Origin of the sequence: Sphingomonas sp., from assembly GCF_965200135.1 — a bacterium.
In the GTDB taxonomy this organism is placed as follows: domain Bacteria; phylum Pseudomonadota; class Alphaproteobacteria; order Sphingomonadales; family Sphingomonadaceae; genus Sphingomonas.
Map to the genome: position 1 here is coordinate 91,072 of NZ_CBDATK010000002.1, position 11,654 is coordinate 102,725.

The 11,654-nt window shown below is 68.7% G+C and carries 9 protein-coding genes; 5 read left to right on the top strand and 4 right to left on the bottom strand.

Annotated elements, in window-relative coordinates; genetic code table 11:
- Positions 1 to 14: 14 nt before the first annotated feature.
- The 3 genes from ACOFKS_RS00940 to ACOFKS_RS00950 all read right to left on the bottom strand — a co-directional run bounded on the left by ACOFKS_RS00940 (position 15) and on the right by ACOFKS_RS00950 (position 2,719).
- On the bottom strand, positions 15 to 299 hold the full coding sequence (locus ACOFKS_RS00940) for a hypothetical protein (RefSeq protein WP_419807369.1): 285 nt from the start codon (positions 297 to 299) through the stop codon (positions 15 to 17).
- Positions 300 to 410: 111 nt separating this feature from the next.
- Complete coding sequence (locus ACOFKS_RS00945) at positions 411 to 1,184, bottom strand: acyl-CoA thioesterase (RefSeq protein WP_419807370.1); 774 nt, start codon at positions 1,182 to 1,184, stop codon at positions 411 to 413.
- Entirely contained in the window at positions 1,181 to 2,719 is a 1,539-nt protein-coding gene (locus ACOFKS_RS00950) for a class I adenylate-forming enzyme family protein (RefSeq protein ID WP_419807371.1), read from the bottom strand. Before ACOFKS_RS00950 ends, ACOFKS_RS00945 begins: the two co-directional genes overlap by 4 nt.
- A gap of 72 nt (positions 2,720 to 2,791) precedes the next feature.
- Between ACOFKS_RS00950 and ACOFKS_RS00955 the strand changes: the two genes are divergently transcribed.
- Positions 2,792 to 3,406 carry a glutathione S-transferase family protein gene (locus ACOFKS_RS00955; RefSeq protein WP_419807372.1) on the top strand — a complete coding sequence of 205 codons (615 nt, stop codon included), beginning with the start codon at positions 2,792 to 2,794 and terminating at the stop codon, positions 3,404 to 3,406.
- Positions 3,403 to 4,185 (top strand): SDR family NAD(P)-dependent oxidoreductase, encoded by a 783-nt coding sequence (locus ACOFKS_RS00960; RefSeq protein ID WP_419807373.1) that lies wholly within the window; start codon positions 3,403 to 3,405, stop codon positions 4,183 to 4,185. Before ACOFKS_RS00955 ends, ACOFKS_RS00960 begins: the two co-directional genes overlap by 4 nt.
- Here the strand turns inward: ACOFKS_RS00960 and ACOFKS_RS00965 are convergent.
- Complete coding sequence (locus ACOFKS_RS00965; RefSeq protein ID WP_419807374.1) at positions 4,160 to 5,386, bottom strand: TCR/Tet family MFS transporter; 1,227 nt, start codon at positions 5,384 to 5,386, stop codon at positions 4,160 to 4,162. The genes ACOFKS_RS00960 and ACOFKS_RS00965 overlap by 26 nt on opposite strands.
- Before the next feature lie 322 nt (positions 5,387 to 5,708).
- Here ACOFKS_RS00965 and ACOFKS_RS00970 point away from each other — a divergent pair, with 322 nt between their 5' ends.
- The 3 genes from ACOFKS_RS00970 to ACOFKS_RS00980 all read left to right on the top strand — a co-directional run bounded on the left by ACOFKS_RS00970 (position 5,709) and on the right by ACOFKS_RS00980 (position 11,472).
- Positions 5,709 to 6,935: an acyl-CoA dehydrogenase family protein gene (locus ACOFKS_RS00970; RefSeq protein WP_419807375.1), complete on the top strand. Its 1,227-nt coding sequence runs from the start codon at positions 5,709 to 5,711 to the stop codon at positions 6,933 to 6,935.
- A 118-nt stretch (positions 6,936 to 7,053) separates the two neighbouring features.
- The gene (locus ACOFKS_RS00975; RefSeq protein WP_419807376.1) at positions 7,054 to 8,121 is read left to right on the top strand and encodes an acyl-CoA dehydrogenase family protein; all 1,068 of its coding nucleotides are present in this window, start codon (positions 7,054 to 7,056) and stop codon (positions 8,119 to 8,121) included.
- A gap of 267 nt (positions 8,122 to 8,388) precedes the next feature.
- On the top strand, positions 8,389 to 11,472 hold the full coding sequence (locus ACOFKS_RS00980) for a TonB-dependent receptor domain-containing protein (protein WP_419807377.1): 3,084 nt from the start codon (positions 8,389 to 8,391) through the stop codon (positions 11,470 to 11,472).
- The last annotated feature ends 182 nt before the right edge of the window (positions 11,473 to 11,654 follow it).

Consider the following 11,654-nt stretch of genomic DNA (forward strand, 5'->3'; position numbering starts at 1 on the left):
CACCTGAAGCATCGTCACTGCGGCTGCGGCGGCGGGGGAAGGTCGCCGCCGCCACGCATGCCCCGCATCCGCTGGCCGACGCGGTCCAGTTCGTCGCGCGTCAGCTTGCCGTCATGGTTCGTGTCCATCCGATCGAACCGCTGCGCGGCCTGCGCCAACGCCTCGTCCTTGGTAACGACGCCATCGCCGTTGGCGTCGGCGCGCATCATGCCGCCGCCGCCGGGGGGAGGTGGGGGAGTGTCCTGCGCGACAGCGGGCGCGCCGGCGAGCAGGGCAAAGCCGAGGACGAGGGATTTCATGGCGTGGTCTCCGAACGGGCACAGGGGAAGCGGCAGGGGTCTCTTGTCGCCCCGGCATGTCGCCCCGGTATGTCGCCCGGCCGTCCAAGTGTCGCAACTTGTCGCCGACCGTCAGGCAAAGATCGCCACGCTCTGCATCTGTTCGGCCATCGGCTCGCCGTCGCTATTCCAGATTCCCATCAGCTGGCTGGAGCTGCCGGCACTGGCGTAATCGGCGTTGGCGCGGAGCAGCCACCAGCCGTCCTCGGTTCGGGGCTGCGGCCCGAGCAGGTTGAGGATCCAGGTCATCGAGCTGACCGGGGCGGGGCCGCCGACCAGCTTGAGCGCGGCGGGAGGCAGGCAGTCGGCGACCGCGATCAGCTCCACCATCGGGTCGAGCCCGGCGCGGTCGTTCAACCGAACCCAACGCAGCCACTCGGCCGGCCCGACGGCGGCGTCACGGCGATCGAGGAACTCGAAATTCTGGGTGAAATACGGCGCCTTGCCGTTGAACGTGGGGGTCGTGCCGTCCGGCTTGGCGAAGGCCGGCGGCTGCCCCTGGCGCAGCTCCACCTTCGACTCGACCGGTCCCATGAAGACGAAGGTCGCGCGCAGCCCCAGCCCCGCGTCACTCTCGACGTCCGCCTGGACGAACGCTGCGTTACGGCCCCGACGCAGGCGTTGCGCGCGGATCGTCACGGGGCCGGCGAGCGGGCCGATGAACGCGACCTGCGCCGACCGCAGCGGCGGCAGGTCGTCGTCGGAATGCTGCGCGGCGTAAAGCGCCAGCGCGGCGGAGAAGCCGCCATAGGCGGTCCGGCCTTGCAGCCACCCGTCGGGGATCGTTCCGCGCCAACCGCCGTCAATCGGTTCCAGCGCCGCCAGCGCGTCGGGCAGCGAGGTCATGCCGCGACCTCCCCCAGACGATCGCGCAGTTCGCGCTTGAGTACCTTGCCGATCGCGCTGCGGGGCAGTTCGTCGATCGCGTGGAGCGCCGACAGTCGCTGCGTCTTGCCGACCTGCGCGTTGAGCCAGACGAGCACCGCTTCCGTGCTGACCTCGTCAAGCGGGACGTAGAAGCCGACCGGCGTCTCGCCCCACGCCTCGCTCGGCGCGCCGATCACCGCGGCATCCGCGACGCCGGGATGCCGGAGCAGCACCGCTTCCAGGTCCGACGGATAGATGTTGTAGCCGCCCGAGATAATCATGTCCTTCTTGCGGTCCATCAGGATCAGAAAGCCGTCCTCGTCGAAGCGCCCGACGTCGCCGTGACGGATGAAGCGGCGGCCGTCGGGGTCGTGCCATTCGGCGTCGCGCGTCGCCTGATCGCGGCCGTGATAGCCGTTCATCATCGTCGGCGAACGGCCGACCACCTCGCCCATCTCGCCGGGCGCGACCTCGCGGCCGTCCTCGTCGATCAGCTTCATCTCGTGGCCGGGCAGCGGCTTGCCGACGGTGTGGAGCTTGTCGGGAAACTCGTGCGCGGCGAGGCCGCACGACGCGCCGCCCTCCGTCATGCCGTAATATTCGACCAGCGCGCCGGGCCAGCGCGCGACCACGTCCGCCTTCAACGCGGCGGCGAACGGTGCGCTGGTGCAGGTCTTGAGGCGAAAGCTCGACAGGTCGAAACGGTCGAAATCGGGCAGCGCCATGATGCGCTGATACTGGACCGGCACCAGCATGGTGTGCGTCGCGCGATAGCGTTCCGCCAGCTCGAGATAGCGGTGCGCGTCGAACTTGCTCATCAGCACCGCCGTGCCGCCCAGCCCGACGGTCGGCAGGAAGCTGACCAGCGTCGTGTTCGAATAGAGCGGCGTCGCGAGCAGCGTCACGGCGTCGGCGAACCCGGCCGGGCCGTTGCGGTGGATGTGTGCCCAGCGCATCGCGTGGCTCTGGACGATGCCCTTGGGCGTGCCGGTGGTGCCCGACGAATAGATGATGTTGAAGCCGTCTTGGGGTGCGATGACGACAGGTGCGGGCTCGCTGCCCGCCGGGGCCATCCAGGCGGCGAAGTCGCGGTCGAGCCGAACGAGCGTCGCGGCGATGTCCTGGCCGGCCAGCGCCGCCTCGTTGGCCGCGTCGACGAACGCGATCGTCGCGCCGCTGTCGGCGATCATCGCCGCGATCTGGCCCGGCGTCGCCGACGGCGCGATCGGGGCGGCGACGCTGCCGGCGCGGAGCGTGCCGAGGAAGGCGACCGCGTAGGGGACGCTGGGATGGGCGACGATCGCCACCGCCTGACCCTGCACCGTGCCGTCACGCTGAAGCGCGGCGGCGACGCGATCCATCTTCTCGACGAGGCCCGCATAGGTGATCGTGGTGTCGCCATCGGCGACGGCGATCTTGCCGCCGCGTTCGCGGGCATGCGCGGCGATCAGGTCGGGGAGCAGGCCGAAGTCCTGCTCCAATATGTCGGTGGCGCAAGGGAGTTCTGGGGTCATCGCGGCATGGCTAGGCGAGCGCGCGGTCGAATGCCATACGCGATCTTCGAAAACACGGTCCGGAGAGATGCCTTGCTGTTCTACGATAGCCCCAATCCCGCGCCCAATCCGCGCCGGGTCCGCATCTTTCTGGCCGAGAAGAACGTGCGGGTGCCGAGCACGACGGTCTCGATCACCGCGGGCGAGCACAAGGGTGCGGACTATCTGGCGATCAACCCGCACGGCCAGACGCCGACGCTGGCGCTCGACAACGGCGCGGTCCTGACGGAGAGCATCGCGATCTGTCGCTACCTAGAAGCGCTGCATCCGGAGCCGCCGTTGTTCGGCCATGGCGCGCTCGCCATCGCGCAGGTCGATATGTGGACCCGGCGCGTCGAGCTGCGGCTGATGTCGCCGCTGTCGATGGTGTGGGCGCACACGCATCCGTACACCGCACGGGTCGTGAAGCCGCAATATACCGAGTTCGGCGAGAGCCAGCGGCCGCGCACGCTGGCGGCGATGAAGGAGTTCGACCGTGCGCTGGACGGCCGCGAGTGGCTGGACGGCGAACGGTACACGATTGCGGACATCGTGCTGCTGACGACGCTCGATTTCGCGACGTTCATCGGGGTGCCGATACCCGAGGAACTGGAGTCGCTGCGTGCGTGGCACGAGCGTGCCTCCGCCCGGCCGAGTGCGCAGGCGTGAAGGACGCGGTCGCGATCGTCACCGGCGGCGGGACGGGGATCGGCGCGTCGGTGGTGCGGCAGCTCGCCGCGCGCGGGGTGCGGTCGGTCATCAACTATGCGTCGAGCCGCGACGACGCCGAGGCGCTGGCGGCGGAGGTCGGCAACGGCTCGATCGCGGCGCAGGCCGACATCGTCGACGATGCCGCCTGCCGCCGACTGGTCGGGGCGGCGACCGAGGCGTTCGGACGGGTCGACTTCCTGGTCAACAATGCCGGGCGGACCAAGTTCGCCAACCACGAGGATCTGGACGCGCTGGACGCGGAGGACTTCGTCGACATCTATCGGCTCAACACGGTGGCGGCGTTTCAGATGATCCGTGCCGCCGCGCCGTCGCTGCGGGAAAGCGGCATGGGCGCGGTGGTCAACGTCGCGTCGGTGGCGGGCGTGTTCGGGATGGGGTCGTCGGTCGCCTATGCGGCGTCGAAGGGGGCGCTCATCACGCTGACCACCAGCCTGGCGCGGGTGCTGGCGCCCGCGATCCGGATCAACGCGGTGGCGCCGGGCTATGTCGGCACCGGCTGGTTCGAGAAGCGGCTGGGCGAGGAGGGGTTCGCGCGGCTCAATGCCAGGATCGCGGCCGCCACCCCGATGGCGATGGCGGCGGGGCCGGACGACATCGCCGGGCCGATCGTGATGCTGCTCGACCCGGCCAGCCGCGTCATTACCGGCGAGTGCCTGCTGCTCGACGCCGGCACCCATCTGGACGTGGGGCTCAGCCGTCGTCCTGGACGGGAATAGGCCGTACCAGCAGCGCGATGATGGCCGCCGCCGTGCCGATCAGCGCGCCGGCGAGCAGGAACGCGGCACCGTCAAAGCCATGGCGCGCGCCGAGTGCCAGGCTTTGCGTCGCGAGCAGCGGGCCGATCACCGCGGCGACGCTGTTGAGGCTGCCGATCCCGCCCTGCAACGCGCCCTGACGGTTGGCGGCGGTCATGCGCGAGACGAGACCGTTCAGCGCGGGCCACGCGAACGCGCCCAGCGCGCCGACCAGGAAGAAGGCATAGACCTGCCACGGCCGGGTCGTGAAGGCATAGGCGATCATGCACGCCGCGCCGCACGCGAGGCCGACGACGGCGGCACGCCGCTCGCCGAGCCGGCCGACGACCCGGCCGGTCAGCGCGCCCTGGACGACGCCCATCAACAGTCCGACCCAGGCGAGGCTCCAGCCGATCTCCTTCGGTCCCCAGCCGAAGCGGATCGTGGCCCAGAAGCTCCAGGTCGCCGGATAGACGACGGAACCGAGCTGCCACAGGAACCAGGCGATCAGCAGCGGCGCGGCGTGCGCTCCGATCGCCCCCGCGGCGAACAGCGGGCGAAAGGCCGCGACGACGTTCGCCTCGCGCCAAGAAAACGCGCGGCGGTTCTCCGGCGCCAGCGTTTCCGGGAGCAGGAAATACATCGCCACCGCGTTGACCGCCGCCAGTGCGCCGGCGACGACGAAGGGCGTGCGTGGGCCGAGCGTCGCGACCAGTCCGCCCAGTGCCGGGCCGATCACGAACCCGATCCCGAACGCGGCGCCGAGCAGGCCGTAGTTGGCGGCGCGCTTTTCCGGCGGCGAGACGTCGGCGATCACCGCGCCCGCCGGGCCATAGACCGCGCCGGTCAGCCCGGCGATCGCGCGGCCGACGAACAGCCAGGCCAGCGTCGGCGCCACCGCCTGCAACGCATAGTCGACCGCGAACGCGACCATGCACGCGATCAGCACCGGGCGGCGGCCGAACCGGTCGCCCAGATTGCCGATGATCGGCCCCGCCACGAACTGCGCCAGCGCGAAGGTGGCGAGCATCCAGCCGCCGACCCGCGTCGCGGCGGGCAGGTCGAGATGGCCGAGATCGGTGATGAGCTGCGGCAGGACGGGCGCGATGATGCCGAACCCGATCACGTCGATCACGGCGGCGGCGACGACGATCGGAATCGCGCGGTGGGTGGTGCGACTCATGCCGGCATCCGGCGGAGATTCACGAACATCACGGCACGTCGCCCCGAAACCCGACCTTTGGACGGTCGCCCGACAGCTCTTTCGGGGTTTCGGCGAGGCGGGTTTGCGGTCGACATGGCGAAGGCTATCGCACGGCATGGCGTCTGTACGACAGAGTGTTGTCGTCACCCCCTCACGCGGCCGTGCCCCTGCGGGCAAGGCGGGGCGGCATCATCGATCACGACGCCCAGGCCGCGGCACCCCCCTAGTCTCCCTTTGCGTCCGCGCGCGATCCGTGCGAAAGCGTGACCATACCCGATCTTCAGATTCGAGGATGACGCTGATGGCCACGGCCCCCGAACTCGACCGACCCGCCGCTGATCCGACCGACGGCTTCCGCACCGAAGCGCGCAACTGGATCGCGGACAATTTTCCTGCGGCGCTGAAGGGCAAGGACAACGCCATGGCGACCATCGAAGGCGACGGCACGCCGTCCGTCGACGAGGAAGCGTGGCGCGTCGCGATGGGCAAGAAGGGCTGGGGCGTGCCGACCTGGCCGAAGGAATATGGCGGCGGCGGCCTCGACCGCGCGCAGACGCGCGTGTTGCAGGAAGAGCTTGGTCGCGCCGGCGCCTACAACCCGATCGGCGGGATGGGCGTGATGATGTTCGGCCCGACGCTGCTGGAGTTCGGCACCGAAGAGCAGAAGAAGAAGTACATTCCCGACATCGCGATGGCGAACGTCCGCTGGTGCCAAGGCTATTCGGAGCCGAACGCAGGCTCCGATCTCGCCAACATCCAGACCTTCGCCGAGGATGCGGGCGACCATTATATCGTCAACGGCCAGAAGACCTGGACGTCGGGCGGTCAGTGGGCGGACAAGTGCTTCTGCCTGGTCCGTACCGACAAGACCCAGAAACATGCCGGCATCAGCTTCCTGCTGATCGAGGACATGCATGCCGAGGGCGTCGAGGTGCGGCCGATCAAGCTGATCTCCGGCCAGTCGCCGTTCTGCGAGACGTTCTTCACCAACGTGAAGGTGCCCAAGGAGAATCTGGTCGGCAACGAGGGGCAGGGCTGGGCGATCGGCACGCGGCTGTTGCAGCACGAGCGCAACTCGCTGTCGGGTGGCGGCGGCTCAATGGGGCGGATGATGGCGGGGCCGACCGTCGCCGACCTCGCCAAGAAATACCGCGGCACCGACGACAAGGGCCGCGTTGACGACGGCGACCTGCGGATGCGGATCGTCAAGCACGACATGGACACCCGCGCCTTCGCGCTGACGCTGCGGCGCGCGGCGCTGGAAGCGAAGTCGAACCAGGGGCCGTCGGCGGCGACCTCGATCATGAAGAACGTCGGTGCGCGGATCACGCAGGACAAGGCGGAGCTGGGCATCGAGATCATGGGGATGCAGGGGCTGGGCTGGGACGGCGAGGGCTTTTCGTCCGCCGAGCTGGCGCAGACCCGCACCTGGCTGTGGGGCAAGGCCGTGTCGATCTACGGCGGTTCGACCGAGATCCAGAACAACGTCATCGCCAAGCGCATCCTGGGAATGCTGGACCACCAGTAGTTCGTCGTTCGTCGTTCCGGCATGAGCCCGGCACGACCATGAGGTTGGAGAGGGGGCAAGGTGCGGGAGGACGGCTGAGCCGGACCTCCCGCCCGCCTTCGCAAAAGGAAGATACGAGATGGCGGTTCTCAACGACGAACAGGTGATGTTGCGCGACATGGCGCGAGAGTGGGCCGACAACGAGTCGCCCGTGACCGCGTTTCGCAAGATGCGCGCCGCCGGCCCGGTGGAAGGGTTCGATAGCGAGGCATGGGGCGCGATCGGGCAGATGGGCTGGTCCGGGATCGTCGTGCCGGAAGAACATGGCGGTTCGGCGTTCGGCTATCTGTCGCTCGGGCTGGTGATGGAGCAGCTGGGGCGCAACCTGACCGCGTCGCCGCTCGCGTCGACCGGCCCCGCCGCGACCGCGATCGCGATGGGCACGGACGAGGGCGTCAAGGGCGAGTGGCTGCCCCGGATCGCCGCCGGTGAGGTCGTCGCGACGCTGGCGATCGACGAGGGTCCGGTCCACGACCTGGGCAAGATCGCGACGCGGGTCGAGGGCGGCAAGCTGACCGGCACCAAGCGGTTCGTCGCGGAAGGCGACGGCGCGAGCGTGTTCGTCGTCGCGGCCGAGGATGGCCTGTATCTGGTCGCCGGCGACGAGGGCGTGACGCGCACGACGCGCAAGATGGCCGACATGCGTAGCCATGCCGATGTCGCGTTCGACGGCGCGGCGGCGGTGAAGCTGGGCGGACCCGAGCTGACGGCGGCGATCGTCGACCGCGCGACCGCCGTGGTCGCGGCGGAAATGCTGGGCATGGCCGAGGCAGCGTTCCACCAGACCAACGACTATCTGAAGACGCGCGTCCAGTTCGGGCAACAGCTGTCGACCTTTCAGGCGCTGCAGCACCGGATGGCGAAGATGTTCACCGAGCTGGAGCTGATGCGCTCGACGGTGGAAGCGGCGCTGGAGGCGATCGACGCGGGGCGGACCGACCTCGACCAGGCGGTGAGCCTGGCCAAGGCGATCGCGTCCGACACGCTGAAGCTGGTCAGTCGCGAGATGGTGCAGCTGCACGGCGGCATCGGCATGACCGACGAGCATGACGCGGGCTTCTACCTCAAGCGCTCGGCGGTGCTGGAAGCGATGTGGGGCAATGCCGCGCATCATCGCGAGCGGTTCGCGCGGTTGAACGGATACTGATCCTTCCGCGACGGGCCAACCCCGCCCGATCAAAGCTCCGGCGCGGGCGGCGGTCGCTGGCCGCTGACCTTTGCGGTTTCTAGCGAGTGCCGTTTAGAAAATCCGGTTTGGTCCGACGCGGCCCGTTGCATCCGGGCAACACGGCCGGTTTTTATCGAGACCGTTGCCTGAGCAATGGTTGAAAGGCTTGACGCCGGCAGTCCTTTGGGCGTTCTATTAGTGCCGACGGTACGGTGCGCCCACAGCGCCGACCGGGAGGAGAGTAGGATGGCCAAGCAGCGTTACCTGGCGGCGTGCGCCTTTTCGGTATTGGCGATCGCGGCGGCGTCGTCCGCCGCGGCGCAGGTGGGCGGCAACGCCGGCGCGCAGGACGTGCCGACGCAGGCCGCCGGGGTGCAGCCGGTCGACCAGACCGCGACCGAGGATGCGCCGGTGCGGGAGGTCGTCGTGACCGGCTCGCTGATCCAGGGCACGCCGGAGGACGCCGCCCTGCCCGTCGACGTGATCGGCGCGGCCGAGCTGACGCGGCAGGGGTCGCCGAGCCCGGTCGAGCTGCTCAAGAATTTGCCGACGTCGAGCGCGGTGCTGGGTGACTCGAACCAGTTCGACAGCCGCTCGCAGGGAGCGGAGGGCATCGCCAGCGCCAATTTGCGCGGCCTCAGCCCGCAGCGCACGCTGGTCCTGCTCAACAACAAGCGGCTGACCACGTCGGGCAACGGCGTCCCCGTCATCGATCTCAACCTGCTCCCGCAGGCGGCGATCGGGCGGATCGAGGTGTTGAAGGACGGTGCGGCCGCGACCTATGGCTCGGACGCGGTCGCGGGTGTCATCAACTTCATCACCCGCACCGACCAGGAGGGCTTCCGCGTCGCTGGTAACTATCGATTTGTGAGAGACACCGACGGCGATCAGGACGTGTCGCTGTCGTACGGCCATCGTGGTGACAATTTTCGCCTGCTGGTCGCAGCCGGCTTCCAGAAGCGCGGCCAGCTGCTGGTGCGCGATCGCGATTTCGCGGTGCAGCCCTATGCGGTGAACCCGCAGGGCGGCTGGACCGGTGGCGGCAATCCGGCGAACTTCCTGCCGGTGGCGGCGACCGGGGCGCTGCTCGGCGGTGTCACGCCCGACACCAGCTGTACGGCGCTGGGCGGTTTCGTGGGCGCACGCTACGCCGCGCGCCCGAACGGTCAATGCTTCACGCAGTATTCGCCGTACGATGCGCTGGTCGACCTGGAGAAGCGTGGGCAGGGGTTCCTCGATTTCGAGGCGACCGTCGCGCCGAACACGCAGTTCGAGGTGACGATGCTGTACGGACGGACGACCGTTCCGCACTATCTGACGTCACCGTCCTACATCCTGACGCAGTCGCCCTCGCCGGCGTCCTTCCTCACGCCGGCGGGCACGCCCGCGACGCCGTTCGCCGCCTTCGGTGGCAGCGGCTTCTTCGTGCCGTCGAGCAACCCCGGCCTGATCGCCTATCGTGCGGCCAATCCGACGCAGTTCCCCGGCGGCGCCGCTACCGCCAACGCGCTGTTCCCGACGCTGTTGTTCCGGCCGTTCCTGGCCGGCGGCAATCCGCTGTTCAACGGCGACGAGGAAGAGCCGGGCTCGTCGCGCGGCGGCCGCAAGAGCGAGACGTTCCGCGTCACCGCCGAGCTGCGTGGCGGGATCACCAGCGACATCAACTATTCGATGTCCGTGACCTATCACGACTATTTCCGGCAGACGACGGGCTACGATTCGTTCGGCGACCGCGTTCAGCGTGCGCTGCTCGGGTTCGGCGGGCCGAACTGCACCGGCTCGATGCCGGGGGCCAACGGTTGCCTTTATCTCAATCCGTTCGGCAATCAGGCGACCGTCAACCCGGCGACGGGCAACACCAATCCACAAGGCTCGGCGGCGCTCGCCAATTCGGCGGAGCTGGCGAGCTGGATCTTCGTCCGGTCGAACACCGACGTCGATACCGAATTGTTCGTCGCCGATGCGTCGGTCAGCGGCAAGACCGGTCTCACCTTGCCGGGCGGCGACATCTCGTTCGGATTGGGCGGGCAGTACCGCTACACCTGGCTGACGACGACCTACGGCGCGAACAGCAACATCACGACCAATCCTTGCCGCGACTCTCCGGTGACGGGCAACACCAACCCCGCCGCCTGCTCGGGCGGATCGGCGCCAAACGGTGCGCTCGCCTTTCTGGGCACGGGTCGGAACAGCGTGCTGAACGGCGGCATCTACGCCTTTTTCGGCGAGCTGCAGCTGCCGGTGTTCGACTCGCTCAACGTCCAGCTCGGCGCGCGCTACGAGGATTACGGCGGGCTGACCGGCTCGACGTTCAATCCGCAGCTGCGCGCCCGGTTCCAGGCACTGCCCTGGCTGGCGTTCCGGGGTGGCATCGGCACCACTTTCCGGGGGCCGACGCTGGCGAACATCGACAACAACCGCGTGACGGCGCTGCAGCTGATCGGCTCTGCGTTCAAGCCGGTCGACGTGTTCGGCAATGCGGCGCTCCAGCCCGAGAAGTCGACCAACTATTCGGGCGGCATCCTGCTCAGCGGCGGTGGCTTCTCGGCGAGTGTCGACTATTACCGCTACAAGCTGCGCGAGGCGATCCTGTCCGATCCGCTCGCGGCGATGGTCGCGACGTTGTTCCCTTCTGCCGGCGGCAATGCCTGCGGCACCGCGCTGGCGGCGCGGTTCACGTTCGCCAACGGTGCGTGCGGCTCGATGACCACGGTAGCGGCGAACATCGCCAACATCTCGCGCGTCACGACCTTCCTGCAAAACGGGCCGGAGCAGATCAACGAGGGCATCGACTTCGTCGCCAACTATCGCGACAACCACCTGGCCGGCAGCGACGCGCGGCTCGGGGTCGGCGCCAGCGCCACCTATGTGCTGCAGAACCGGATCGGTGCGGTTTCGGTCGCGGGCACGGTGGTGCAGCAGCCGTTCGACGGGGTCGGGCTGCTCAACTATCAGTCGGCACTGTATCCGGTGCCCGAGTGGAAGGGGCAGGCGTTCGTCGACCTCGGCTTCGGTCCGGTCGATATCCGGTTCCAGGGCAACTATACCGGCGGGCTGCACGATCAGCGCTTCGACACGCGCAGCGGGCCGTTCGCGGTCAACAACGACCTGGGCGGGATCTCCGTGCTGACCGGGGCGGACATCTCGAAGTTCGTGACGGCGGACTTCAACATCCAGGTCCAGTTGCCGTATGACGTCACGCTGACGGGCACCGTCAACAACGTCTTCGATCGCGACCCGCCGTTCGCGCGCGAGGATTACAACTACGAGCCGTTCATCGGCAACGCGCTGGGGCGGACGTTCAAGGTGGGACTGTCGGCACGGTTCTAGGCGCAGACCGGACGCGCGCAGCATAGCTGCGCGCGACACGGACAAGCCCGGCCGGCGGGAAGCGCAGCACTCCCGTCCGACGACGCGGCTTTGCCGCGGCGGGCCTGATGGAAAGACCCCGTCGAACCGAAAGGTGTGGCGGGGTTCTTTTTGTCGGATGGGAATGAGAAGGGCCGCCGCGG